The sequence below is a fragment of the Maricaulis sp. genome (genome assembly GCF_017643475.1).
Classification (GTDB): domain Bacteria; phylum Pseudomonadota; class Alphaproteobacteria; order Caulobacterales; family Maricaulaceae; genus Maricaulis.
Map to the genome: position 1 here is coordinate 149,675 of NZ_JAEPNI010000004.1, position 26,463 is coordinate 176,137.

The 26,463-nt window shown below is 59.7% G+C and carries 24 protein-coding genes; 11 read left to right on the plus strand and 13 right to left on the minus strand.

Annotated features, from left to right (window positions below; translation table 11 throughout):
- Positions 1-408: 408 nt before the first annotated feature.
- From JJ889_RS14205 to rnd, 5 genes are read left to right on the plus strand one after another with little or no spacing between them, the layout of a single operon-like run.
- Positions 409-1,023, plus strand: coding sequence for a TetR/AcrR family transcriptional regulator (locus tag JJ889_RS14205; RefSeq protein WP_291896231.1), 615 nt, complete (start codon positions 409-411; stop codon positions 1,021-1,023).
- 26 nt (positions 1,024-1,049) lie between these two features.
- Positions 1,050-1,808: a 1-acyl-sn-glycerol-3-phosphate acyltransferase gene (locus JJ889_RS14210; RefSeq protein WP_291896233.1), complete on the plus strand. Its 759-nt coding sequence runs from the start codon at positions 1,050-1,052 to the stop codon at positions 1,806-1,808.
- 55 nt (positions 1,809-1,863) lie between these two features.
- A complete protein-coding gene (locus tag JJ889_RS14215; protein WP_291896235.1) occupies positions 1,864-2,589 on the plus strand; it encodes a 1-acyl-sn-glycerol-3-phosphate acyltransferase in 726 nt (241 codons plus the stop codon).
- Complete coding sequence (locus tag JJ889_RS14220) at positions 2,586-3,881, plus strand: MFS transporter (protein WP_291896237.1); 1,296 nt, start codon at positions 2,586-2,588, stop codon at positions 3,879-3,881. The genes JJ889_RS14215 and JJ889_RS14220 overlap by 4 nt, the downstream gene beginning before the upstream one ends.
- 37 nt (positions 3,882-3,918) lie before the next feature.
- A complete protein-coding gene (gene rnd, locus JJ889_RS14225; protein ID WP_291896238.1) occupies positions 3,919-5,076 on the plus strand; it encodes a ribonuclease D in 1,158 nt (385 codons plus the stop codon).
- On the opposite strand, the gene JJ889_RS14230 is transcribed toward rnd, so the two are convergent.
- From JJ889_RS14230 to JJ889_RS14245, 4 genes are read right to left on the minus strand one after another with little or no spacing between them, the layout of a single operon-like run.
- A complete protein-coding gene (locus JJ889_RS14230) occupies positions 5,073-6,599 on the minus strand; it encodes a Ppx/GppA family phosphatase (protein ID WP_291896240.1) in 1,527 nt (508 codons plus the stop codon). The genes rnd and JJ889_RS14230 overlap by 4 nt on opposite strands.
- Before the next feature lie 5 nt (positions 6,600-6,604).
- Positions 6,605-8,776: an RNA degradosome polyphosphate kinase gene (locus JJ889_RS14235; protein WP_291896241.1), complete on the minus strand. Its 2,172-nt coding sequence runs from the start codon at positions 8,774-8,776 to the stop codon at positions 6,605-6,607.
- Positions 8,757-9,452 (minus strand): DnaA/Hda family protein, encoded by a 696-nt coding sequence (locus JJ889_RS14240; protein ID WP_291896243.1) that lies wholly within the window; start codon positions 9,450-9,452, stop codon positions 8,757-8,759. Before JJ889_RS14240 ends, JJ889_RS14235 begins: the two co-directional genes overlap by 20 nt.
- 21 nt (positions 9,453-9,473) lie before the next feature.
- A complete protein-coding gene (locus JJ889_RS14245; protein ID WP_291896244.1) occupies positions 9,474-10,565 on the minus strand; it encodes a DUF2066 domain-containing protein in 1,092 nt (363 codons plus the stop codon).
- A gap of 129 nt (positions 10,566-10,694) precedes the next feature.
- On the opposite strand from JJ889_RS14245, the gene purM reads away from it, so the two are divergent.
- Genes purM through arfB form a run of 3 tightly spaced genes read left to right on the plus strand, consistent with a single transcriptional unit; the run spans position 10,695 to position 12,832 of the window.
- The gene (gene purM, locus JJ889_RS14250; protein WP_291896246.1) at positions 10,695-11,735 is read left to right on the plus strand and encodes a phosphoribosylformylglycinamidine cyclo-ligase; all 1,041 of its coding nucleotides are present in this window, start codon (positions 10,695-10,697) and stop codon (positions 11,733-11,735) included.
- A gap of 22 nt (positions 11,736-11,757) precedes the next feature.
- Positions 11,758-12,408 (plus strand): phosphoribosylglycinamide formyltransferase, encoded by a 651-nt coding sequence (gene purN, locus JJ889_RS14255; RefSeq protein ID WP_291896248.1) that lies wholly within the window; start codon positions 11,758-11,760, stop codon positions 12,406-12,408.
- Positions 12,409-12,412: 4 nt separating this feature from the next.
- Positions 12,413-12,832 (plus strand): alternative ribosome rescue aminoacyl-tRNA hydrolase ArfB, encoded by a 420-nt coding sequence (arfB, locus tag JJ889_RS14260; protein ID WP_291896250.1) that lies wholly within the window; start codon positions 12,413-12,415, stop codon positions 12,830-12,832.
- Here the strand turns inward: arfB and JJ889_RS14265 are convergent.
- The 3 genes from JJ889_RS14265 to JJ889_RS14275 form a co-directional block, all read right to left on the minus strand.
- Positions 12,829-13,530 (minus strand): DUF4197 domain-containing protein, encoded by a 702-nt coding sequence (locus JJ889_RS14265; RefSeq protein WP_291896252.1) that lies wholly within the window; start codon positions 13,528-13,530, stop codon positions 12,829-12,831. The genes arfB and JJ889_RS14265 overlap by 4 nt on opposite strands.
- Positions 13,531-13,545: 15 nt before the next feature.
- Positions 13,546-14,565, minus strand: a complete 1,020-nt coding sequence (locus JJ889_RS14270; protein WP_291896253.1) for an adenosine deaminase — start codon at positions 14,563-14,565, stop codon at positions 13,546-13,548.
- A 67-nt stretch (positions 14,566-14,632) separates the two neighbouring features.
- Positions 14,633-15,853 carry a winged helix-turn-helix domain-containing protein gene (locus JJ889_RS14275; protein WP_291896508.1) on the minus strand — a complete coding sequence of 407 codons (1,221 nt, stop codon included), beginning with the start codon at positions 15,851-15,853 and terminating at the stop codon, positions 14,633-14,635.
- A gap of 135 nt (positions 15,854-15,988) precedes the next feature.
- Here JJ889_RS14275 and JJ889_RS14280 point away from each other — a divergent pair, with 135 nt between their 5' ends.
- The gene (locus tag JJ889_RS14280) at positions 15,989-17,425 is read left to right on the plus strand and encodes a S41 family peptidase (protein ID WP_291896255.1); all 1,437 of its coding nucleotides are present in this window, start codon (positions 15,989-15,991) and stop codon (positions 17,423-17,425) included.
- Here the strand turns inward: JJ889_RS14280 and JJ889_RS14285 are convergent.
- The 5 genes from JJ889_RS14285 to JJ889_RS14305 form a co-directional block, all read right to left on the minus strand.
- Positions 17,422-18,036 carry a LysE family translocator gene (locus tag JJ889_RS14285; RefSeq protein WP_291896257.1) on the minus strand — a complete coding sequence of 205 codons (615 nt, stop codon included), beginning with the start codon at positions 18,034-18,036 and terminating at the stop codon, positions 17,422-17,424. The two genes, JJ889_RS14280 and JJ889_RS14285, sit on opposite strands and share 4 nt — an antisense overlap.
- A 143-nt stretch (positions 18,037-18,179) precedes the next feature.
- On the minus strand, positions 18,180-18,602 hold the full coding sequence (gene ndk / locus JJ889_RS14290) for a nucleoside-diphosphate kinase (RefSeq protein WP_291896258.1): 423 nt from the start codon (positions 18,600-18,602) through the stop codon (positions 18,180-18,182).
- A gap of 128 nt (positions 18,603-18,730) precedes the next feature.
- Entirely contained in the window at positions 18,731-19,495 is a 765-nt protein-coding gene (locus JJ889_RS14295) for a DUF2268 domain-containing putative Zn-dependent protease (protein ID WP_291896259.1), read from the minus strand.
- Between the two features lie 189 nt (positions 19,496-19,684).
- Positions 19,685-20,752, minus strand: a complete 1,068-nt coding sequence (locus JJ889_RS14300) for a hypothetical protein (protein ID WP_291896260.1) — start codon at positions 20,750-20,752, stop codon at positions 19,685-19,687.
- Positions 20,749-21,777: a tetratricopeptide repeat protein gene (locus JJ889_RS14305; RefSeq protein WP_291896262.1), complete on the minus strand. Its 1,029-nt coding sequence runs from the start codon at positions 21,775-21,777 to the stop codon at positions 20,749-20,751. Before JJ889_RS14305 ends, JJ889_RS14300 begins: the two co-directional genes overlap by 4 nt.
- 111 nt (positions 21,778-21,888) lie before the next feature.
- Here JJ889_RS14305 and JJ889_RS14310 point away from each other — a divergent pair, with 111 nt between their 5' ends.
- Positions 21,889-23,775 carry an ABC-F family ATP-binding cassette domain-containing protein gene (locus tag JJ889_RS14310; protein ID WP_291896264.1) on the plus strand — a complete coding sequence of 629 codons (1,887 nt, stop codon included), beginning with the start codon at positions 21,889-21,891 and terminating at the stop codon, positions 23,773-23,775.
- A 72-nt stretch (positions 23,776-23,847) separates the two neighbouring features.
- Positions 23,848-25,620 (plus strand): caspase family protein, encoded by a 1,773-nt coding sequence (locus tag JJ889_RS14315; RefSeq protein WP_291896266.1) that lies wholly within the window; start codon positions 23,848-23,850, stop codon positions 25,618-25,620.
- A 102-nt stretch (positions 25,621-25,722) separates the two neighbouring features.
- On the opposite strand, the gene JJ889_RS14320 is transcribed toward JJ889_RS14315, so the two are convergent.
- The gene (locus tag JJ889_RS14320; RefSeq protein ID WP_291896268.1) at positions 25,723-26,454 is read right to left on the minus strand and encodes a hypothetical protein; all 732 of its coding nucleotides are present in this window, start codon (positions 26,452-26,454) and stop codon (positions 25,723-25,725) included.
- Positions 26,455-26,463 lie beyond the last annotated feature (9 nt).

Sequence of the window (26,463 nt, forward strand, 5' to 3'; positions counted from 1 at the left end):
ACGACAGCCTGGAAGGTCCCATTTGAATCGGCGCAACAGCGAGCGACCGTCCGGGTCTATCAAGCGCAATCGTGCGGTCGGGATTGCAATAACTCGCCCCACGCGCTAATGTTTCATTAAGAAATCATTTTACGGGAGATAGTTTCGCTTTTCAGGCGTATGAAACACCGAACAGAAGCGCATTAGCCGAAACACCGGCTTCCTTCTGTTCGAGACTTTTCCCGGATCAAGTTTACGAAATTCCCCTTCAGTAAAAACAACTTGGGCGCCCTGGTGGCGCCCTTTTCTTTGACGCAGACGATAAAAAATCGAGTATGTAAGTAACTATTCACTTGCGCCACACGAACACCTCCGCTAAACATCACGTAAATGAACATTCACTTGCGTGAGGGACACACCATGGAAGGCATGCTTCGCAAAGATATTTTTGACGGCACGGACGCCAATCTCGGCGTCACCGCCCGTTATGGCAGCACCAAGGCCCGTATCGAGCGCGCGGCCCTGCAACTCTTTGCCCGTCACGGTATTGACGGCGTTTCAATCAAGCAGATCGCCGAGGCCTGCGTGATATCCGACGGCGCGATGTATCGCCATTTCAAGTCCAAGGACGAGCTGGCTCGCCTGATGTTCGAAGCCATCCATGCCAAGCTCCAGGACCTAGTGACACAAAACCTCAAGGCAGACGCCTCGATGGAGGATATCGCTCGAACCCTCGTCACCGCCTATTGCAAGCTGGCCGACGAGGACCCGGCGCAATTCACCTATCACCTGGCCCATCGCAACCACTTCATCTCGGCCACGGGTGATGGTGGGGCCGACCCGTCAGACTTCATGGCCGCCTGTGTGCAACAGGCCATGGATCGCGGCGAGATCGCCCAGGGCGATGCAGAGCTGCGCTCGGGCATGGCGCTGGGCGTCGTCATGCAACCCGCGGAATACAGCCTATATGGCCGTATCAACCCACCGCTGACCGATCACATCGAAGAATTCACGCGCGGCATCATGGCCGTGCTGCGGTCCTGAATTTCGGACCCAGAGGAGACGATCCAATGCGCTCTTTCATTTTCAATATTCTCTACTGGTCGATCTCCGCGATCTACGCGGTGGTCTGCGCCATCCTGGCCCTCATTCCGGGTCGTTTCGCCCTGATGCATGGGCTGCGCTCCTATTGCCGCCTGACCGTGTTGTTGATGCGCGTCGTCTGCGGCATCAAGATCGAGGTTCGCGGTACGCCGCCGAAAAACCAGCCCGTCGTCATCGCTGCCAAACACCAGTCCTGGGGTGATGGCATCGTGATGATGGCCAAGTGCGGAGATGTGAACTTCGTGTGTGGCGATCACATGCTGAAATTCCCGCTGATCGGCTGGGTGCTGAAACGCTGTGGCGCGATTGTCGTCAACAACAAGGGTGGCGCAGCTGCCGCAGCCAGTTTGATAGCCGGCATTGAACGCTCCCAGGGCGAAGGCGCCCCGCGCCCAGTCCTGATCTATCCGGAAGGCCATCTGACAGAAGTCGGCACGGGCATGCAGTACCGCTCCGGAGCCTGGCGACTGTCCGACCAGCTGGACCGTCCGGTTGTCCCGGTCGCTACCAATCTCGGCCAGTGCTGGCCGCAGCAGAAGTGGAACAAGTTCTCCGGCACGGCCGTGATCGAGTTCATGGAACCCATGCAACCCGCTGCCGACCGCAACAGCTTCCTGTCACAGCTGGAATGTAATGTGGAACGTCACTCGCGCGCGCTGGAAGCCGAATTTGCCCATGAGCACCAAGCACTGCAATCTGTTCAGCACACGGAGTGCCGGGTCTAGGCGCGCGAAAAGACGCGCCCGTCCGGTCACGATGGCGAAGCGGGGAGGCTCAGCCATGCGATCCATGATTTTCAATGCCCTCTTCTGGGGCATAGCGGCGATCTTTGCCCTGCTGTGTTATGCGCTGTCCTGGTTACCCTGGCGCGCTCCCCTGGTGGGCTGCATGATCGGATTTTGCAAAAGCGTCCGTTTCTGCCTGGAACACGTGGCCGGGATACCCATCGAGGTCCGTGGGACGCCGCCGACACAGCAACCGGTCATTATCGCCGCGAAACACCAGTCCTATGCGGACGGCCCTTTGATGATGGCGATCACCGGCGACATCAATTTTGTTATCGGCAACGGCATCAAGAAATTCCCGCTGATCAACCGCATCGTACGCGAGGCTGGCGCGACCATGGTCAACACCCAGGGCAATACGACTGCTCCGGGAGCCCTGGAAGCCGCAATCGCCCGCAGTCACGGAGAGAACCGTCCGATCCTGATCTATCCTGAAGGCGGCCTGGCCGCGATCGGCGAGACCAAGCGCTATCGCAAGGGCGTACACAAGATCTACGAGACACTCGACCGAACCGTCATTCCCGCTGCCACCAATGTTGGCCTGCGCTGGAACCAGGAAGACTGGCACAAGACAAAGGGCCCGGCCGTTATCGAATTCCTTGATCCCATTCCCGCGGGCTTGCCCCGGGACGAATTTATGCAGCGCCTGCAGGCAAGCGTTGAAAACGCGACCCGCGCGCTGGAAACGGAAGGCAAGGCCTTCCAGGAGGCATCACAATGAGCCTGAAAACCGCTTTTGGACTGATCGGCACAAAACGCTTCACGCCGATCCTAGCCGCGAGTGCCCTGGGCACGTTCAACGACAACCTCTTCAAGAACGCGCTGGTCGTGCTGGCCACCTATCACGGCCTGACTGTTGCCGGCCTGCCGTCCGACATGGTCGTGCCGATTGCGGCGACCATGTTCACGGCAGCACTGTTTTTCTTCTCGGCGACCGCCGGCCAGATCGCGGATCGTTATGACCGGGCCATGATCATGCGCCGGACCAAGTTCGCCGAGATCATCCTGATGGTCATTGCCGCAATTGGTTTCCTGCTCAATTCAGGACCGGTCCTGATGCTGACCCTGTTCTTGATGGGAACCCAGTCCGCCTTTTATTCGCCGTCGCGTATTGCTTCCATGCCGCACTATCTCAAGCCAGATGAGCTGGTTTCAGGCAATGCCATCTTCGGCGCGGTTTTCTTCCTGCTCTTGCTCGTCGGACAGGCCAGCGGCCAACTTCTGCCAGCGATGGAGAACGGTCGCGTTCTGATCGCAGGCATACTGGTTGTTTTCGCCGTCCTGGGCTGGCTGAGCATTCTGCCGACCCCTCCCTCTCCGGCCGGCAATCCCAAGCTCAAAATCCGCTGGAACTTCGTGGTCGAGACCGTGCGTTCCATCTGGGTCGCGTCCAGGCACCCGACGGTTTTCCGACCGCTGCTGGGCATGGCCTGGTTCTACCTCGCGACCGGCGGGCTGATCACGCTCATTCCCACCCTGGTGCGCGACACGCTGGGTGAAGGCGCTGACCTGGTTGCCCTGCTCTCGGTCCTGTTTGTCATCGGTGCAGCCACTGGTTCGCTGGCCTGTGGAGCATTCTCGCGCGGCAAGGACGCCATCATCTTCACCATTGCTGGCGGGTTCGGCATGACCATCTTCCTCCTGGATGTGGCCTGGCAACTGGCCCATTGGGAAACGGCGCTGGAGCCGGTTGGCGCCATGGTCTTCATGGACAATCCGGACAATTGGCGCCTCCTGGCCGGTTTCTTTCTCACGGCGCTTGCCGCCGGCATGTATATCGTGCCCCTGCAGGCCATGGCCCAGCATCGCGCACCGGTCGACAAGCGCGCCCGCCTGCTCGCGACCGGCAATATTCTCAATGCCGGCGGGGCCTCGGTTGGCCAGATGGGATTGCTCGCCCTGAGCATCTACGCCCTGCCCAAATGGTGGGCGATCGTCTTCGTGGCCTTAGGCACCTGTGTCATTGCTGCCGCATCCCTGAGGTATTTACCCAAGTCTAACAGCCAAAGCTGATGGAAAAATGGGGCGGGTCGCGCTAACAACCCGCTCCATGAAAATGATTACGACGACGGCAGAGCTGGCGAAGGCCTGTGACGCGCTCCTGCAATGCGACTTTATCGCGGTCGATACCGAGTTCATGCGTGAAACCGTGTACTGGCCTGCCCTGTGCCTGATCCAGGCAGCTGGCGGCGAGACAGAGGTGATCATCGACCCGCTGGCCGATGGCATTGACCTGGAACCCTTCTGGGAAGTGATGGCGGACGATCGCGTGATGAAAGTCTTCCACGCCGCCCGCCAGGACCTGGAGATCTTCTTCCATCTCGGCGAACACCTGATCCCGACCCCGATGTTCGATACGCAGGTTGGCGCGATGGCCCTGGGCCTCGGCGACAGCATTGCCTATGACGGTCTGGTGCGCTCTTTCCTAAAGCGCTCCATCGACAAGGGCCCGCGCTTCACCGACTGGTCCCGCCGCCCGCTGAGCCAGAAACAGCTCGACTACGCCATCGCCGACGTGACGCATCTGCGCGATCTCTACCCGATCATGCGCGAGCGCCTGGAAGCGAAAAAGCGCGAGGCCTGGCTGGCCGAAGAAATGGCGATCCTGACCCGGGCCGAGACCTATCGACTGGAACCGGGAGACGCCTGGAAACGCCTGAAACTGCGCAAGACGCACCCCAAATGGGTCGCTGGCCTGCGTGCCGCCGCCTCCTGGCGTGAACGCGAAGCCCAGACCCGCGACATGCCGCGTCAGCGCGTGATGAAGGACGATGCCCTCTACGAGATCGCCGGTGTCGCCCCGGTCAAGCCGGACGATCTGGCAGGTCTGCGCGGAGTGCCCAAGGGTTTTGAGCGCTCCAAGCCCGCCGAACGCCTCTACGAGGTCATGAAGACGGCCATGGCCGATCCGGAAGCTTATGCGCCCAAGGTCGAAAAACCGGCCCCGCCGCCCAGCGGCATCGGTCCGACGGTCGAGCTTCTCAAGGTCTACCTGAAACTGGTCGCAGAAGAGGCTGGCGTGGCCTCGCGGCTGATCGCAACAGTTCCGGATCTGGAAAAGATCGCCGCCGACGACAAAGCCGACATTCCGGCCATGCACGGCTGGCGCCGCGACGTTTTCGGAGAACCGGCACTGCGTCTCAAGAAAGGCGAGATCTCGCTGGCTCTGGAAGACGGTAAAGTTGTTGCGAAAGACCTGAAGGGTTAATCGACATACCGCACTTCGGTATCAACACCGATCAGCCCCCCGATTGCCTTGAGCTGTGTAACCGAGCGCTCGACATAGAGATCGTGCACGCTTTCCTGCACGGTAACGCAGAGCTTGCCACTCTCGAAACCGATGTGGAAACGTTTGAGCAGGTTGACCGAACGACCGGACAGTTTCGACCCCAGTCGCAGACACAGCCCCAGACATTCCGCCATGCGGCGCTGGTCGGCATCCATCAACCGGGCAACCGGATGTTTGTCCAAGGCACGCCCGCTCCCGCCATGACGGAAGTGCAGGGCCGTTCCGAGAAAAGCCCGTTCTGGGTGTGAGAGCCCGGCGAACGGCGCATAAAGCACCGTGTCACGAGCAAGGTCCGCGCGATGGTCCGGATGCATTCGCGCGCCGAAATCAGCCAGCCGACAGGCCGCCTCCCGCAGGATCTGGTCACGCCGGGGCGCAAAGACAGGGTCGAGCTCCCCGAGCATTGGGCGCAACCAATTGGCCAGCGCCATGCCAAAACCCGGCGTCGGCGCTATCGGACGCGCAAGCGCCTCGGCTCCGGCGATCAGTGGGTCCTGATCACGCACGCCCCCAGGCATGGTTTCCAGCAACACGCCTTCACGCAGCCCATAGGCCGAGAAACTGACCCGGGCAAAATTCCCCTTCTTGACGATGCGGCGCAGCAATAACGCGGCATACGGTAGTGTCACAGCGCGACGACGGGAGATACCCGGCGTGCCCTCCAGCGACGACGGGCTGGCCTGGATCGCCAGCTGGGTGATGGTCTCCACCTCGGCGGCTGTCATGTCGAATTGATGTACGACCTTGAGTGGGTGGTTTTCGTGCGCAAAAGCGATGTGCGCCAGCGTCCGCCAGGCACCGCCGACGGCGTAGAAAGTCTGCCCCGGACGCGTATCCAGCCCGAATTCGTCGAGACGGTCGTCGATCTTGCGGCGGGCATCATCATAATCCCAATCGCCATTCCCCAACACTTCCTGGGGGCCCAGGGCCAGTGTCGTTCCCTGTCCGGCCACACCATTGTTGATCGAAGTCAGCTCAAGGCTGGACCCACCCAGATCGCCGGTCATCCCATGCGCGTCAGGGATACCGGCCAGCAGGCCCAGCGCCGAGATCTCGCCTTCCTCGCGACCGGATAGAATACGCACATCAAACCCGGAACGATTGGCAACCTCGTGGACAAAATCAGCGCCATCTTCCGCATTGCGCACAGCGGCGGTCGCCACAGCGTGAACTTCCGAAACACCCTTGGCATCGAGAATGCGCTGGAAACGCTTGAGCGCCCGCAGCGCGATTTCGCGCCCTTCCGGGTTCAGCTTGCCCGTGGCGCGAACACCCTGCCCCAAACCGGCCATGACCTTTTCATTGTAGACTGGCCATATCGCCCGCCCCTGCAGCCGGAAATGTACCAGGCGCACAGTGTTCGACCCGATATCGATGACGGCGATATCACGCTCAACAGCGAGTTCCTGGGAAACCGCAGAAGGATCAGGGGTTTGTTTCAATAGTCCTAGCCATGACCTGTCAGCACCGGAGGCTGGTCATCCTTGAGTGCTTCGCCCCGTCCGGAAAGACTTGGATTGGTCATGAAATACGCGTGGGCACTGAACGGCTCCTCGATCGCGCTGATATCAACCCGCCGGTAATCGCCGGCCCCGTCCATGTACCAGCTGCTGACCTCGTCATTGAGATTGGCCACCATGATCTGATCAAGGATCTGACGATGCACGGTCGGGTTTTGCACTGGACACAGATGTTCGACGCGACGATCCAGATTGCGTGGCATCCAGTCAGCAGACGAGATGAAGACCTTGGCCCTGGGGGATGGCATCGCCTCACCATTGGCAAAACACACAAGCCGGGTGTGTTCAAGAAACCGCCCGACAATGCTCTTCACGCGAATATTCTCCGACAGGCCCGGAATGCCCGGGCGCAGACAACAAATACCGCGCACGACCAGCTCAACCTTTACGCCGGCCTGGCTGGCACGATAAAGCGCATCAATGATCTCGGGATGGACCAGCGCATTCAGCTTGGCCCAAACCGCTGCCGGTTTTCCGGCGTTTGCATTCGCGATTTCGTTGTCGATCATCTCGATGAGATTTTCCTTGAGATTGATCGGCGAGACAGAAAGACGTTCCAGATTTTCAGGACGCGCATACCCGGTGACATAGTTGAACACCCGCCCGGCATCACGGCCATAGGCCGGATCCGCGGTGAAGACCGAGAGGTCGGTGTACACCTTGGCTGTGATCGGATGGTAATTGCCGGTTCCGAAGTGGGAATAGGTGCGAAGGTCATTGCCTTCTCGGCGCACGACCAGCGAGATTTTCGCGTGTGTCTTGTACTCGATGAATCCATAGACCACCTGGACGCCAGCGCGCTCCAGATCGCGCGCCCATTTCAGGTTGGCCTCCTCGTCAAACCGCGCCTTCAGCTCGACAAGTGCGGTGACGTTCTTGCCAGACTCAGCGGCTTCAACCAGAGCAGCGACAATCGGTGAATTCTTCGACGTCCTGTAAAGCGTCTGCTTGATCGCGACGACATCGGGGTCCGCCGCAGCCTGGCGCAGGAATTCCACCACCACATTGAAACTCTCATACGGGTGATGGACAACAATATCCTTTTCCTTGATGGCGGCGAAACAATCACCGCCATGATCCATGACGCGCTCGGGGTATCGCGGCTCGTAGGCCGGGAAAAGCTGGTCCGGATTATCGGTTGGGATCAGCTCATTGGCCTGTGAAAGTCCCAGAATTCCGGAGATCGGCACAACATCCTGATCTTCTGCGTTTAGATGGGCCAGGATGAAGTCACGCAGATAGTCCGGCATCGCCGCATCCATCTTCAGACGAACGATGACACCGCGCCGGCGCTGTTTGAGGACTTTCTCGAATTCGAGAACCAGGTCCTCGCTTTCTTCCTCGACCTCGATATCGCTGTCGCGAATGACGCGGAAAGCTCCCTGTGCCAGCACGTCATGGCCCGGAAACAGCGTGTCCAGATACATCGCCATCACGGTTTCCAGCGGGATGAAACGGCGCTCTGGGCGGCCACGGTCATTCACGGAACGGGAGGGAAGCTCCACAAAACGCCGGACCCCACTGGGCATCGGGATCAGCGCATACATCTCCTTGGAGGTCTTCTTGTTGCGCAAATGCAGGGCCAGGGCGAAGCCGAGATTGGGGATGAAGGGAAACGGGTGTGCCGGGTCAATTGCCATCGGCGTGATGACCGGCAGCGTGTGCGAGAGGAAATCCCCGCGCAGCCAGGCCTCATCCGTCCTGGAGAGTTCATCGGCGGACTGGACCAAGACGCCGTGCTCACGCATTTCTTCGCGCAGATCGTTCCACAGTGCCTGCTGCTTGCCCATAAGCTCGCTGGCCAAGACATGGATCTGTTCGATCTGTTCAGCAGGGGTCAGTCCGTCAATGCTCGGACGGGTCACACCATTTCGCACCAGTGCCCGCAGACCGGCCACCCGCACCATATAGAATTCGTCCAGATTACTGGCGGAGATCGACAGAAAACGCAGTCGTTCGAACACCGGAAGCGCCGGGTTCTCGGCCTCTTCGATGACACGCATGTTGAAGCGCAACCAGGAAAGCTCGCGGTTCAAAAAACGTGAGGGCGAGGTCTTCAGCGCCTCGATTTCGGTATTCTCAACTGCCGGGGAGGTCATCCTCACACTCCGTTTGAGACCAGGTTTCCAGGATTTCGCGGGCGATGGCTCGCGTTATGGGGGTTTGCTTGACCAACGCGCGTTTGTCCATGCGCTCAACGATCGCACGCGCGGCGGTTACCGAACGCTCCATACGCGGCAAAAGATACTCGATCACCCCTTCCTTGACCGGAGCTCGCCGGTCCTGGAGGTGTTTCTGCATCAGCGCGGTCAGCATCTCGTCATCCGGTTCCGCGAGCGCCACTTGAGGCGTCGCCCGCAAACGGGAGATCAGGTCAGGCAAGTGCGCCGTCCATTGCGTCGGCGGCGTTCGCGCCGTCAGCAGCAAGGCACTGATATCGCCCTCCGACGCCCGATTGATCGCGTGGAATAGCGCTTGTTCCGGCAAGGTGGCATCCATTGCCTCAACGACAAGCGGCACACCACCCGGCAGGCTCTCCAGCGTCGAGGCCAGGCTATCACCCGTGCAGATATGCGCGTCCATCTGCCAGGCCCAGACATGGCTTAGATGGGATTTGCCTGATCCTTCCGGCCCGATCAGCGCCATGCGCCGGTCCGGCCAGTCACGCCAACGGTTCAGGGCCGCGCGAGCGTCCTGGTTGGCGGGGCTTGCAATATAGCTTTCAGGGCTGAAATCGACCTCGACGGGCAGATCCAGCGCCAGTTGCTCTGTCATTCTTTGATCCGTCAGGAACGCCTAGAACGCCGTCCGGATGATCCAGCCCAGCTCCGGCTGTTCCTCCAATACCGCACCACGTTCGGCAAGCTCGGAAATCAGCTGCTCGCGCGCACCACGGAAATTGACCGTCATCAGCGCACCATCACGAGACATGGCATCCAGACGCGCATCTTCAACCAGCGAGGCACCCGTCAGGGCGTCCTGCAGGCTGCGCCACTCACCGATCGCACCATAAAGCACTGTGACACGAAACTCCTCGGTCTCCAGATCACGCACGATGGATTGCTGTTTCCATTCGGTCTCACGCTCAAATACAAAACGGCTCGCGGCATCGCTCCAGCCACCAAACACGCTCTCCGGCCCCCAGGTCGAGACCTCGAAGACGCCATCCGAGCCGATATTGACCAGATAACCACCGAACATGCGCATTTCGTCACGCTCTTCCGCGCGCAACACAGCGATGCGATTAACGTTGTAGGCCGAAGCCAGCGCGGCCAGGGCCGGTTCGTTCAGGGTCAGGGCGTCGCGGGCACTCAACAGCGCCTCGCCCTCATCGGGCACAAACATCGGGGTCAGGGAGTTGGAGAAATTCTGCCCTTCCCACGCCGCGCGCCAGACATTGTCTTCCCATAGCTGGAACTGACCGCGCTCGTTGTAGATCGGCAGCACCATGGTCGGGCGTGACTGGGCCTCGACATACGGCACGCCATAGCTGGAGAAAATGCGCTCGACGACCCGCGGATCGAAACTGATCGTGAGTTCCGCCAGGTAACGCGTCGCGCTGCGCTGCTCATTCTGGATCTCGATACCGGATATCATTTCGGCGACAACGGACAGATCCAGGGCGTTTTCCTGAACCATCTCGCCGAACTCGTTCATGCGCGGCGTGAAATCAAAAGCCGTTTCGAAACGGTCCTCTTCCAGGGTCAGGCGCTCGATCAGACGATGCGCGGCCAGTTCCTGGCCCTGGCGCATGGCCTCGGTCTGGGCGGTCAGGGCATTGTCGGCGCTGGCATCGATCGAAACGCCTGTCACCGTGTACGGGTCATCGGCCTGGGCGACAGAAAAGACTGTGATAGTCAGGCAGATGGCAGAAACAATTGAACGCACGTCGAGCTCCCCTGAGCGTTGCTTGCGTCCACTATACCGCGACACTGTCACGCGTGAAGCCCATGACTTGCTTTGAAAGCCGCTTTGCACTGTACTCCGCGCAAATTTTACAGGGCCCAGGGAATCAGCATGTCCAGCAACGCGCCTTCCGGCAAAACCAACGGACTGACCTACGCAGACAGCGGTGTCGATATCGACGCCGGCGACGCGCTGGTGGATCGCATCAAGCCGCTGGCGGCCTCAACGCGGCGCCCGGGCGCAGCAGCAGACCTGGGCGGGTTTGGTGGCGCCTTCGATCTCAAGGCTGCGGGCTATGACGACCCGATCCTGATCTCCGGCACGGACGGTGTCGGTACAAAGCTTAAACTGGCCATCGCAACGGGCAAGCTGGACACGGTCGGCATCGACCTGGTGGCCATGTGTGTCAATGACATCCTGGCCCAGGGCGCCGAGCCGCTTTTCTTCCTGGACTATCTGGCGACTTCAAAACTGGATCCCGCCCGCGGCGCGGACATTGTTTCCGGTATCGCTGCCGGCTGCCGTGAAAGCGGCTGCGCGCTCATTGGTGGCGAGACGGCGGAAATGCCGGGCATGTATGACGGAGACGATTTCGATCTCGCCGGGTTTGTAGTCGGCGCCGCTGAACGTGGTCGCCTCCTGCCCGACCATGACCGCATGCAGGCGGGCGATGTGCTGATCGGCCTCGCCTCCTCCGGTGTGCACTCGAACGGCTATTCCCTGGTCCGCAAGGTTGTCGAAGTATCCGGTCTGGACTGGAGTGATGAAGCGCCATTCGCGCCGGGCCAGACGCTGGGCGAGGCCCTGCTCGCGCCGACGCGCCTCTATGTGAAATCCTGCCTGCCCCTGATCAAGTCCGGACTGGTCCATGGCCTCGCGCACATCACTGGTGGTGGCCTGATCGAGAATCCGCCGCGCATGACGCCGGATACGCTGGTGCCGGTCATCGACTATGCCAGTTTCGAGCTTCCGCCAGTCTTCAAGTGGATCGAGGAAACCGGTGGCATCGCGCGTGAGGAAATGCATCGCACCTTCAATTGCGGTATCGGCATGCTGATCAGCGTCGCTGAAAAGGACGCGGATGCGGCAATCGCGCAGCTTGCAGAAGCCGGCGAGACCGGCTTGATTGTCGGCACCCTCCAGTCGGCCTGACAGAGCCCGAAAAGAGATCAAGATGGCGAAGACCAAGATCGCCGTGCTCATTTCCGGGCGCGGCTCGAACATGCAGGCAATTGTCGATGCGGCCCAGGCCGAGGACTATCCGGCCGAGATCGCGCTGGTCGTCTCCAACAATCCCGACGCGGCCGGTCTGGCATGGGCCGCGGAACGCGGTATCGAGACCGAAGTGCTCAATCACCGCGACTACGAGACCCGCGAGGAATTCGAAAAGGCGCTGGACACGCTGATCCGACTCTACGGCGCCCGCATCGTCTGCCTGGCCGGTTTCATGCGCATCCTGACGCCCTTCTTCACCGAGAAATGGCGCGACCTGCTGATCAATGTCCACCCGTCCCTTCTGCCCTCCTTCAAGGGTCTGCACACGCATGAGCGTGCGCTGGAAGCCGGTGTCCGAATCCATGGCTGTACCGTGCACTATGTGCGTCCAGAAATGGATGACGGCCCGATCATCGGTCAGGCCGCTGTACCTGTCCTGCATGGCGACACACCGGACACGCTGGCCGCTCGCGTGCTGGAAGCGGAACACCAGCTCTATCCGCAGTGCATCGCCCTGGCCTGTTCCGGCAAGGCCCGCGTCGCGGGTGAACGCGTCCGCTTGCAGGTCCGCGAATTCGGCGCCGACCTGCTGATGAACCCGCACGACTAGAACCATGCGTATCACCGATACATTGGTGATCGACGAAGCGGAAATCGAGGAGCGTTACATGCGCGCCTCCGGTGCCGGCGGTCAGCATGTGAACAAGACGGAGAGCGCCATCCAGCTGCGCTTCAACGCCCTGGAAAACCGCAATCTGACGCCGGATCAGAAAACCCGGCTGAAAAAGCTGGCCGGTTCACGGATGACCCTGGGCGGTGAAATCCTGATCCGGGCCGAAAAATCACGCTCGCGCGAGCGTAACCGGGCCGAGGCGCGCGAACGTCTGCGCAGCCTGATCGAGCGTTGTCTGACAGCGCCCAAGCCGCGCAAGAAATCCCGGCCCAGCCTGGCCTCGGTTCGCCGCCACCAACAGAGCAAGATGCACCGGTCGGGCCTCAAGGCCTCCCGCCGCAGACCCTCGTCCGAGGACTAGCCGAACACCCGCCTCAGGATGGATGAGGCCTGGCCCAGCGGGTCCCGGCGAATGGCCCGTTCTTCCTGGCCAACATAGTAGAAAACACCGTCCAGCGCCTTGTCGACAGCATGATCGGAAAGCCTGTCTGCCAGATCCCGGGACGACGTGCCGCCGATCCCGAAACGGCCCAGCAGGGAATTGCCCCGATCGACATAGGGCTCGAGCCGGTCCAGCGAGCGGTAGACCCCAGCCTGGCGCATCGCGCCTTGCATGTGCGGTTCAAGCGCCCGCTCCAGCCTCGGGCCGGATGAGCGGCGCAGATATTCCGTCGCTGCCGTATCCGAACCACGCACAATGCCGACCGCATCGCTGACGCTCATGTCACGAATGGCGGAAATGAAGATATCGCGGGCCGCCGGCATGGCCGCCTCTGCTGCCCGATTCAGACCGAGCTCAAGATCATCAATGGCTCCGGACATGCCCACGCTGCGCAAGGTCGACTGTATGGAGGCCACCTGCCGCGGAAGCGGAATACGGACCTGAGAATCGCCCCAGAAACCGTCTCGACGTCCCAGCCGGGTCGTCGCCAGGCGTGCGGCCTGGTCGAGGGCTGTGCGCAGGCCATTGGCAGCCTGGGCGCGGCTCAAGCTCTGAGCAGATGCGGGAAAACTCGCCAGTGCGGCAAGCCCCGATGCAATAAAAACACGACGATCCATAACGCCCCCCGAAAACTAGGCCAGTTCCGACGCAATCACCGCGTCGATGTCAGCGAGGTGTCTAGCAATCTCTGCCTGAGGCAAAAATGAACCGATGAAACTATTGCGCGCCAGGGTGATGATCTCGGCAGCCGTCAGGCCGACAGCCTCGGCTGTACGGACATAGTTCTCGTTCACATAACCACCGAAATACGCCGGATCATCAGAATTGCAGGTGGCGACAAGGCCCAGCTCCAGCATGCGTTTCATCGGGTGATCTTCCAACCGCTCAACCCCGCACAAGCGCAAATTGGATAGCGGGCACACCGTCAACGCCATCTTGCTATCCACCAAACGTTTAACCAGCGCCTCATCCTCAAGCGCCCGGTTGCCGTGGTCCACCCGGTCAATGTGCAGCAGGTCCAGCGCCTCGTAGACATATTGCGGCGGGCCTTCCTCGCCGGCATGGGCAACTCGCTTGAGCCCAAGTTCGCCTGCGCGGGCAAACACTCGCTCGAACTTCGACGGCGGATGACCCATTTCCGAGGAATCGAGCCCCACCCCGTCAATACGTTCGATATGCGGCATCGCCTGTTCCAAGGTTTCAAACGCCGCTTCTTCGGAGAGATGGCGCAGGAAACACATGATCAGCTGGGAGCTCATTCCCCATCGGGTCTCGGCCTGTACCAGCGCTCGTGTCAGACCAACAATAACGGTGGCAAACGGGATCTCACGCTCGGTATGGCCCTGCGGGTCAAAGAAAATCTCGACATGGCGGACATTGTCCGCGTGCGCCCGCTCCAGATACGCCCAGGCCAGGTCAAAGAAATCCTGTTCCGTCTGCAGGACATTCATGCCGACATAATAGATGTCGAGGAAATCCTGGAGATTGGAGAAGTCATAGGCCGCGCGGATCTCTTCCACCGTCTTGAACGGCAGTTCAATCCCGTTGCGCTGCGCCAGCGCCATCATCAATTCAGGCTCCAGCGAACCTTCGATATGCAGGTGAAGCTCGGCCTTGGGCAGGCGGGCGATCAGATCATGCAAAGCGGACATGGCGACCTCTCATCGGCGTGGGGAATGCCGAGAAAATGCGCTGCCCTGCCGCGGCTTGCAAGCGTCATCAATGTGGATTCAGACATTCCGCGAGCGCCTGGGGATCAGAAATCGGAGCACAGGCCTCCCGCACCCCCGCTTCATCTCCCCTTTCAGAGAGCACAGCCGCCAGGCCGGTCAGCGCACGGACGTTCAGCGGGTCCCATTGCAGCACGCGCCGATACCAGCGCTCAGCTGTCACACCGTCCGATCGCGCGTGATACCTGTCAGCGACCGACAGACCCGTTACAGAATACCAGGGCCGAACCAGCACGGCCTGACTTTCATAAACCCGGCTCATGGCCTCGAAGGCCAGCTCCATGTGCGCCAGGGCCAGGTCGGGCTCGCCCTGATGATTGTGGAGGTCGGAGAGATTGATGAAGACCTCCCACGCATCCGGGTCCAGCGTGGCGGCACGGTCATAGCTGCGCATCGCCAGCTCGATCTCTCCCTGTGCCGACAAGACCAGTCCCAACGCTCGGTGCGCGAGCGCATAATCCGCGTCTTGCACAACGGCTATTTCCGCATGCTGGCGCGCCCGGGCAAGCGCCTCGATGGCATTGGGCGTTTGAGTGCGACCATTGGCCAGCGCGGTTCGCACCCGCGATTGCAGCCCGACTTCTTCCCACTCCCCCGGCGACCAGCGGATCACCTCCTGGGTGATTGTATTGGCGAGGCCTGACAGGGCCCGGGCAGAGCCGGGCTCAGCCTCAACCGCCTGGCGATAGAGCCTCATGGCCGCATCGTTATCGGCCTCGGTGTATTGATAATAGAACTCATCCGCCCGCGTGATCAGGGGGTCAACCTCGGCTTCCGGCGTGCTGTCCATGAAAGCTGCGAAAACAAAAGCCACCATCACAACGCCGGCCAGCAAAGCAATGCCAGTAAGGCGCCAGTCAGGGTGGTCCGAAACGCTTCCGGTCCGTCGGAGCGGCGCAGGCTCGACCAGCAGCCGATATCCTTTCTTGGCCACAGTCGCGACAAAGGCGGGATTTCGGGCTTCGTCGCCCAGCGCCTGGCGCAACTTCCACACCGCCCGCGCGAGTGCATCGTCATTCACAGTCACGCCCGGCCAGAGTTCCTCAAAGATGGAGTCACGGCTCACCGCGTCGCCCGGCGTTCGCGCCAGCAGGCATAGCAGCGCCATGACCTTGGGCTCGACCTCCACGGTCACTCCGCTTCGAACCAGGTGTCCGTTTGCTGGCTCGACACGCACTTCGCCCAGCCTGAACCCCTTTTCCAACATCATGTTTTTCAATCTGTTTTCCCTGGTCAGAAAAAGGTCAGAACAACGGGAAGCCCGAGTCATTGCATTATCGTGCCGGCACGCGGATTTGCAAAGCGGACGGCCGCAATCCTGCCGGCTGAAAACAGGAAAATGACCATGTATCGATCACTGCTAACGGCACTGACCTGCGCCATATCCCTGGCTTCAGAACTGCCGGCCCAACCCGCGCCGCTGATCCAGCCCGAGCAGCTTCAGGAAGATTTCCAGACCCTCCACACCACGCTGGAAGCGGCTCATTTCGATCTCTACGCCGCCACACCGCCCAGCGTGTTTTCGCAGAGACGTGCGGAAATCATGGCGCAGCTGAATGAACCGATGAGCCAGCTCGACGCGGCCATTGTCTTTCAGACCTACACCGCCCTCGCCCGGCATGCCCATGCCCGGGTCGAGTTTCCGCTGCAACGCTGGTTCGATCATGTCGAAGCCGACGGTCTCGTGCTGCCCGTGGATATCCGAATACGCGATGGGCGGGTCTGGCTGGCAGATCATCAGACCGGTGACGAAGCTCTGCAGGCAGGCGCGGAAATCCTCTCCCTCAACGGCGAGCCCAATGCGGTCTGGCTTGCCCGCTACACACGGCATATCTCTGCAGACACGCCCCACCTGGCCTACACCCTTCTCGAAACCTATCTGCCCCTGATCTTCTGGATCGAAAATCCCGCACTCAACATGGTATCGCTGCAACTCGCCCAAGCAGATGGTGTTGTGACAACTGCAGACATTGCGCTGCGGCCACTGGCGGCCTTCGAAGGTTCAAGCTCTTCCAACTCCCCTCTCACCCTGCCCGAACATGACGTTCGCATGCTGGACGGCGAAATCGCCTATCTCCGCCCGGGCGCTTTTACCAATACAACCGAGGGCGAAAGCCAGTGGGATCCGACATCCTACATCGCTCGTGTCGATGCGGCCTTTGAGCGTTTTCTAGACGCAGGCGCACAGGCGCTGATTCTGGACCTCAGGAATAATCCAGGCGGTTCTGCCAGTTTTTCCGACCCGTTGATCGCCTGGTTCGCTGACCGCCCCTGGCGGTTCGCATCACAGTTCACCGTTCGGGTCAGCGCGGCGACCACAGCTTCAAACGCCGCTCGCCTGGCGGATGGTAGAGGAGAAACGAGCCGTCAACTTGCCGAGCTCTTTGCAAGTGCTGCCAATGGAGCGCGGGTCAGCATGGACCTCGACCTGCAGCACCCACGGCCGGGAACACGTTTCGAAAGACCGGTCTATATCCTGATCAATCGCTATTCCTATTCCAACGCGACCACCGTCGCTGCACTCGCGCAGGACTACGGTTTCGCGGTGATCGCCGGAGAAACCACCGCAGACATGGCGACAACATACGCGGCCATGGAGCATTTCTCGCTGCCCCACTCCGGTCTGGCAGTTGGTTATCCAAAGGCCCACATAATTCGACCGAACGGCCATTCAGCGCCACACCCGGTGACGCCCGACATCGAAATCGAATTTCCGGTATTCCCGGGCTCGGAGGATGAGGTGCTCGAAAGACTGAGGCTCCACATCATTGCGGAACTCTAGCCGCTCACCACAACCCAGATCGTGAAGAGTAAAAGAAGGGCGATCACCGCGTTGATCCAGCGCGCATGGGCGGGATCACCCAGAAATTTGTGCAGGGTCCCGCCAGCCGCCATCCACAGGAGGCCGCACGGTGCACCGAAGATGAAAAAGGTCGGCACCATGATCAAGGCGCGATCGGCGGCTGCATCGGCCAGGGCGATGAAGGCCCCTGAGGCCGAGATTGTCATCAGTAGCGCCTTGGGATTGACCAGCTGGAACAACGCCCCTTCGTGAATGCGGAACGGCCTGGACGTGTCGTTTCGCGTTTCGTCGATCGGTTTGGGATTAATGGCGGCACGGATAAAGATCGAACTCATCCAGATCAGCCAGAGCGCCCCCACTGCTTTCACGACCCAGAGGAATTGCGGAAAGCGTTCAACTAGCCCACCCAGCCCGAACACCGATGCGAGCAGAAGAAGGCTGAACCCGATATTCACCCCGATCCAGTGCGGCAGTGTTGCCCGGAAGCCGAACAGCATGCTGGAGGACATGACCATGAGATTGTTCGGGCCCGGCGTGATCGACATTGAAATCACGAACACAACAAGACTGAAATACAGGGCCAGATCCATCACTCACTCCTCAACACTGGAAGCGCAATGTGGGGAGCATGATCGTCTCACGCAATTCACGAATAGCGCAAAAAAGAAACGGCCCGCAACAATTTGCGAGCCGCTTGCTTTCATGAATTTCGATATTCGGAGCTCAGATTGGCTTAGCCAACAATCTCGGCGTCCGTGAAGAAGAACTTGATCTCTTCAGCAGCGGTTTCCGGAGCGTCGGAACCGTGTACGGAGTTTTCGCCGATGGACAGGGCAAATTCCTTGCGGATCGTGCCGTCAGCAGCTTCGGCCGGGTTGGTGGCGCCCATGACTTCGCGGTTTTTCGCGATGGCGTCTTCACCTTCCAGAACCTGTACAACAACCGGCTCGGAGATCATGAAATCAACCAGCTCGCCAAAGAACGGACGTTCTTTGTGCACGGCGTAGAAGCCTTCAGCCTGTTCGCGCGTCATGTGGATGCGCTTGGATGCAACGATGCGCAGACCGGCGTCCTCGAACTTGGCAATGATTTTACCGGTCAGGTTACGCTTGGTTGCGTCCGGCTTGATGATAGAGAAAGTGCGTTGGGTCGCCATGACGGGTTTCCTTGAACTCGAGTGTGTCATCACCTCGAGCACAGCCGAGGCATCAGGATTCGCGCGGCTTATAGCGGGGGATGTGGGGAAAGGGAAGCGGTGTGACAGTACACCGCCTCAAAGCTGACCTACTCCACATCGGCCCACGCCCAGATCTCGTCCGGCGTGTGCTCTGACAGCGCCACGATATCCAGGCCGGAATTCTCCATCGCGCGCTGCACCAGGAAACGTCCGGTGCGATAGCCCACGCCCATCCGGCCATCGGGATGCTGGAACATCCAGGTGCCGTAATCCGCATCCACGGGCAGCGCGCGGATCTCTCGCGCCCAATCCAGCGATGTTGGTTCATCTGGCTGCATATTGCCTGGCTTGGAGGCACCGGTGATCGATTCCGCGAATATGACCGCCAGGCCCTCATTGATCGTCGCGATCTGGATTCCGGGGCCGTAGTGATTGCCCTCAATCGTCCAACCACGGCGCAGATGGTGCAGCTCGTGGGCAAAAGTCCCGGCGAGCCCATCACGCGCAGCCGCCTCCAGGCTTTCCGGATGCAGGCTGGAAATCATGATCACGATCCGCCCGGGCGCCGCAGCCATGCCAGTCACATGTCCCACCATGGTCAGATCACGCGCCAGCGTGCGCACCGACACGCTGACCTCGTTGGCGAGATCCGGGTAGATGGATTTCACCTGCTCATAGGTATCAGAGAGGATCGCCTCGATCGCCGCCTTCTCACTCGCAGAGAAAGTCTGCTCCTCGCTGCCCTGGTAACTCACATTGAGATTGCGGATCTCATCCGCTTGAAAAGACGCCGCATTGGCTTCCGTCAGTTCGACTGCAGCCGTCATCGACAAGACCGCCAGTCCAAGGCTCGCACCAATTTTTACAATCATTCTTCTTGGTCCAGTTTTCATGCTCCCCAGCATTTGAACCGGATAGCCCAAGGCCGATTTGTCTACAAGCGTCACATGTTCGCTATGAGTGGGACAGCCGGGCGGTCAATCCCCTCTCTTGCCGTTTACGCTCTGGCCCAAAAGGGCATCTACGGTCGCCCTCTTCCCGGGAGGTCGACTTGGCGCCGCTTACTCCTGGGCCAGACAGCTATGAAGCTGATCTCGTGAGGCAGTGGTCGTTATACGTAGTCCGCCAATGGACCGTGGGTTTTCGCTCCAATGATCGTTGACGACTGACTGCCAGTGCGAAGCTTGATCGCAATCCGGCTGGATATGCAAAAACCCATTGTCATAAACCTCAACGAGAGTAGCCGCGCACCCGACAAACATCTCGGCGCAATGCACTAAGTGATCCAGGCCAACAGAGACCAGCTCTTGCCGCTCGGCATCCGTCAGGGAATTGGAATCCTGTGCTTCGTACAAATAGTTCTCAGCAGAATACCGCCAGGCATATCTCCACGCTTCAAGCGATCCAGAGTTCATCGCCCGGTCATAGAATGATCTAGCTTGCTGGAAATTCAGTTCGAACTCCTCGCCATCGATCTGGGCGCGACGGTCACGCAACATTCCAAGGAAAATCAGGGCCAATGGATTTTCACCGCTGGCAGACAATTCGACCCACGTGATTATGTTTTCAGGCTCAAGCGCGGACATACGCCAGGCTGCCCAATGGTTCCCCGACATAGCCTGCTCGCGGTACCAGGAGATCATTTCCGGTGTCGCAGCAGTTGTGGATCGAGCCGCTTCTTCCACTCCATCAAGTTCGAAGAAGAATGATTCCAGCAATGTTGCTTCTTGAAGTTGGGCATGATGCAGCCACCAGAGAGCCTGCTCGACATCCTGGCGAACAACACCCCCATCACGAAACGCCGTGACCAGTGTCATTTGCGCCAAAAAACAGCCATTTCGTGCAGCCCGCGACATCCAGTACAGCCCCTCGAGCCCGTCTTCTTCCGTAGCTCGATTGCGAAGGTGGTTTGATCCTAGCGCATATTGGGCGGTCACATCATTCTCTAAGGCCTGCTCAAGAATCCGCTCTCGTTGGTCAACGCCAAAATCGACCTCGACTGCCACCACGATACCCCTGTCACATTCGACATTGATTTCTTCGGCTAGGGCGTTCGGCGAACAGACCGAGACCAGGCCCAGACACAGGCTGGTGGCAATCAAATCGCGGCATTTCCAAGACGCCGTCATTGATCAGATTCCTCATCGAGGTCCGCCCGCACCGGCTCACCAGCCGGAATCAGCAGTGGCCTTCCTTCTGCGGCACGAGCTTGCAGTTCGGCTGCCAGCGCTTCGTCAACCTCCGCCCCTCCATACCCCGTGCGGTGGAAATGGGCGAGCCAATCCAAACAATTATAGTCGTCATGTTCTGCACAATTTCGATACCAACGCACCGCCTCATGGGCGTCAGCCGATCGGCTATCTCCTTCCTCTTCGGCACGTAAGTAATGAATTTCGGCCAAACGGTTCATCGCAAAGCCGTCACCGCTCTCCGCGGCAAGGGTGTAATATGAAATTGCTGCTTGATGGTCTTCGACCACCTCTCCCGTGGTACCCATATAAGAGTACCCGCTGAGCACGTGCCCCAATGTCAAATAGGCTAGTTGAACCCCACCGTCGGCCGCACTGTGTAACCACGTCAACGCTTCATCCGTCGTTTGTGCCAAGTTAGCCATGCGCCAACTCGCCCAGGCGTTCCCACTATCAGCGTGATGCCGATACCAAGCCTGCATCTCGGGAGTTATCGGAGACATGTCCAATTGGAACCGTGGCTGGCGTTCGACAGCCGCCAGCGCTGCCGCGGCATCCTCAGATCCGTTGACTTCAGCATTGTGCAACCACCAAATCATTCGATTGCGATCAGCTGGCAAAGGACCGCTCTCATAGCTCAAAGCAAGCAATAGCTGCGCGTCGGCACAGCCTTGCTCGGAGGCCTGTAACAACCAATAGGCTCCGCCAATGGGGTCATAAGGGTAATCTTCGGAATAAAGGCTCAGGAATGCGAGCTGCGCCTGCGCAACCCGGTCACCATTGAGAGCATGCCGCTCCAGTGACAGCAGAAGCTCCGGACCTTGAAGGTCTGTGTGCCCCGACGATAACGAGCGCATACAATTGTTTGGATTTGTATCCTGTTCATCTATCGCCTGTTCGAATCCACCAGTCCAAAACGCCAATCCGGCCAGGACGCATCGGAAGACCAATTGTAATTTCGACATATTTCCCCCGTCTCACCTATTTGGTAGGTCAGGCATTTTCCTAAGTCTAGGCTGAGACAAGGCGCATCGTCCTCTTGCACCACCTAGCTAGACCCGCTACGCGCCCTTTCCATGTTGCACGTCAATGATCTCACCTACCGGATTGAAGGCCGGGTCCTGTTCGACAAGGCGACCTTTGCGCTTCGCGGCAAGGCCAAGATGGGTCTTGTCGGGCGCAATGGCACCGGCAAGTCGACCCTGTTCCGCCTGATCCGCGGCGAAGCCTCGCCGGAAAGCGGCGATACCAGTATCAAGAAGGGCGCACGTGTGGGCTGGGTCGCCCAGGAAGTCCCCTCTGGCGATGAAACGCTGATGGATGTCGTCCTGGCCGCTGATCTCGAGCGTGCATCTCTGCTGGAAGAAGCGGAGACGGCAACCGAGCCGAACCGGATTGCCGAGATCCAGACCCGTCTGGCCGATATCGAGGCCCACTCTGCCGAAGCCCGTGCAGGCTCTATCCTGTCCGGTCTGGGTTTTTCCGGCGAGGCTCAGCGTCGACCGTGCAAGGAATTCTCGGGCGGATGGCGCATGCGAGTGGCCCTGGCAGCGACCCTGTTTGCGCGACCGGACCTGCTGCTGCTCGACGAGCCGACCAACTATCTCGACCTGGAAGGCGTGATGTGGCTTCAGGCCTATCTGCGCACTTTCCCCGGGGCGGTGTTGCTGATCTCCCACGACCGCGACCTGCTCAATGGTGCCGTCAACAAGATCGCCCACCTCAAGGACGCCAAGATCAGCGTCTATGAAGGCGGCTATGATGATTTCGAAAAGGCCCTGCGCGAGAAACAGCGCCTGCAGATGAAATTGCTGGAAAAGCAGGAAGCCCAGCGCCGTCATCTCCAGTCCTTCGTGGACCGGTTCAAGGCCAAGGCGTCAAAGGCGAAACAGGCGCAGTCGCGGGTGAAGATGCTCGAGCGCATGAAACCCGTCGCCACAATCGTAGACGACCCGGTCGCGCCCTTCGAGTTTCCCAATCCCCAGCGCCGCATGGCCCCGCCTATCATCCGCATGCTGGACCTCAAAGCGGGGTATGAGCCGGGCAAACACATCCTGCGCGATGTGAACCTGAATATCGATCCGGATGATCGCATCGGCATTCTCGGTCGCAATGGCGCCGGCAAGTCGACCATGGCGAAACTGCTCTGTGACAAGCTGGATCCGCAGGACGGTTTCCTGCGCAAGCACAAGAAGTTGCAGATCGCTTACTTCGCCCAGCACCAGATCGACATGCTGTCGCCGGAAGTCTCGGCCTATCAGCACGTCGTCGAGCGCATGGAGGACGCAACCGAGGCACAGCGCCGTGCCCGCCTGGCCACGTTCGGCCTGCCCGGCGATCGCCAGGAAACACCGGCGAAATCACTGTCCGGTGGCGAGAAAGCCCGTCTACTATTCAATCTGATCACCTTCGACGGACCACACCTCCTGATCCTCGACGAGCCGACCAACCACCTGGACATGGACAGTCGCGCCGAGCTGATCAATGCGATCAACAATTACGAGGGCGCTGTCGTTCTCATCTCCCACGACCGCTATCTGATCGAGGCCTGCGTTGACCGGCTCTGGCTGGTCGGGGACGGAACTGTCACGCCCTATGGCGAGGATATCGAGACCTACCGTCAGTCTCTGCTGGGGCGTGGCGCTAAAGAAAGCTCCGGCAAGAAAAGCGTCGCAACGGATGAAAAATCTGTCGCGCGCCGATCCGCGGCCGAGCAACGTAAACTGCTTAAACCCCTGCGTGATGAAGTGGCGCGGTGGGAGAAGGAAAGTGATCGCCTGCGCGGCGTGCTTGATGTGATCGACAAGGGGCTCGCAACGCCCGGCCTTTACGAAAAGGATCCGCAAACCGCGACCGACCTCCAGATCAAACGCGCAAAGGCCGTCGAACTGATCGATGCGGCCGAAACAAAATGGCTGGAAGCGGAAGAGAAACTCGAGGAAGCCCAGAAAAACAACTTGTGATCGAATTTACCTTGCACCTCCCCCTTGGGGCGAAATACCGTTCCGGCGGCACCAAAGGGAGAGGAGAACGAGATGGATCCGATACGCATCTTGTGTGTGCATGGTCTCGGCGACCACAGGGACAATGGCTGGCACGAGGAATGGCGCACGGCCATCGAGGCCGCCTACCCGACCGGGAGTGAGCGTCCGCTCGAAATCATTTTCGAGACCTATGACCCGATTTTCGAAGAGATCGATATCAGCGGCTGGGACATTGCAAAAGCCGTCTGGAAACTCGCCTCGAGCGCGATCCGGCCGCGTCGCGCGCGCGGTAAAATAGGTGATCTGAAGGACAAGGCGCGCTGGACGGCGGGCTATGTTGTCGCCTGGGTCGAGGACAGGGAATTCCAGCAAAGTAGCCGCGACTGGCTGCATGACCGCCTTCGTGAACACAAACCTGAAGTCGTCATTGCCCACAGCCTGGGCTCGCTTGTCAGCTACAACGCCTTCTCCCACCCCAGCGCCCGCGAGGGTGATATCGCCGAGCTGTTGTCCCGGATCAACTACGTCACCATCGGTTCCCAGATCGGCAATCCTTTTGTGGTCGGCAATCTGACCAATGGTCGGGTTACTCCACTGGCGGTGAAGACGTGGCGGCATTTCTACAATCGCCATGATGACGTCTTCACGGCACAGATCAGGCTGCCCGAGGCAGACAATTTCCTGCAGCTGGAAACCCCCTTCGATGATGACGGGATCGGTGATCACTCCGGTTCGGGTTATCTCGGACATAGCGTTGCCGTCGAACAGTTCTGGAACCCGCTCGCAGCAGGCCTGCTCGGTGACGGCGTCTACCGCGCGACGCGCAGCTTCGGTTCCGCTCGCAGGAGTACGAAGACCAAGTCAAGGGCCAGCAAACGCGCCGTACTTGTCGGCATCAATGAGTATCCGGACGAGGCCAGTCGCCTGGAAGGCTGTGTCAATGATGTCTTCCTGATGAGTTCCGTGCTCCAGGAATGCGGTTTCGATGCGGCGGATATCCATGTCTGCCTGGACAGCCGCGCCACCACGGACGGAATACTGGAACGCCTGGAATGGCTCGTGGATGATTCACAGCCGGGAGATGAGCGGATCTTCTATTTCAGCGGACATGGGGCCCAGATCCCCGAATACGGGCCAAGCACCGAACCGGACCATCATCTGGAATGCCTGGTGCCCTGGGATTTCGCCTGGTCGGCAGAAACCGCGGTGACCGACAAACAGATCCAGCAATTCTACAGCCAGCTGCCCTATGAGGTTCAGCTGGGCCTGATCTTTGACTGCTGTCATGCCGGCAGCATGCACCGTGATGGCAGCCGCAAAGCGAAGGGTATTTCGCCGCCGGATGATATCCGTCACCGAGAGATCCGCTGGGACAGCAAGCGTGAAATGTGGGTTCCGCGCGCCTTCAAGCCCCTCAACACCGATTGGTCCGAAGACAGCGATGTCAGCAGACAATATTTCGGTCTCGATGGGGCCGTTGCACGGCTCGGTCGCAGTGGCATGCTGCGCCAGACCAGTGCCCGCGACTATGAAGCCAGCAAGGACACGTCAGCCTATTTGCCGGGCCCCTATCTGCCGCTGATCATCGAGGCCTGTGCGGAAAACCAATACGCCTATGAATACCGCCACGGTGTCACCAGCTACGGGGCCTTCACTTATTCTCTGGCGACCCTGTTGCGCCGATATCGGGGCAAGGCACCCCCAAACTTCCATGAGCTTGTCGCTCAGGTGCGCAAACACCTGGCCGAACTGGATTACGACCAGACGCCGCAAATCCTGGGCCCAAGCCAGGCACTATCCAGGACCATCCCCTGGACCTCCTGATCTTGGCGCTGGACGCAAGTCGAAGCGCCCCCCAAGCCCGAGATAAGAAAACGACCCCGCTTACCCAAAGCGGGGCCGCAAATCACTTCAGCCGAAACCCGGCTAGTTTCCCGGCTCCGTGTAGGTCGCCAGTATTGCAAGCACAATAGTTGTGTGCTCACGCACCGCTCCGGGCTCCCGTACTACCCAAACGTCATAACTCATCATGCCCGGATCAAGAGCGCCCACTTCGAGTTCGCCTTGATAAACTGACATGTCAGGCATCATTGATGACATCAGCCCTCCGCTTCCTTCTCTATTCTGAAAGCGTAGAACAGTGTCTCCACTCCGATACTCTCCAGCTCGATCACCTCGCCCCATGAGACCGCCACCGAGAACCATCTCGAACACCGCGTCAGTTTCTTGACCGTCCTGCTCGAAACTGCATCCGTACACCAGTTCGTCCCGATCCAATCTCGCGATCCACTCCAGCCCGAGTGATACTTCGCGCGCGGAACAGGTAATTGTCAGCGGATTGTCTTCATACGCACCATTGTTGACAGTGAGGGTCACCCTTGAGCTCTGGCCACGTCTGAGACCGAGGATATTAGATGACGTTGTCCGTCGCGACAGACGTCCAGACAGATCTCCCAGTGACCAGCTGCGGAAACGCTGGCGAAACTCGATTTCCTCACCCCGCTCCGAAATCGGGCGTGTATCTAGTTCAGCGGCAACAGGCGTCGACGACATCTCCACAACAGCAGCGGCCGGATCCACTTCCTGCTCTTCACTCGACTCAGTTCCGTCCTGAACAAACAGGCTGGCAGCAGCCAGCCCAGCAACTAATTGAAACATAATATTCCC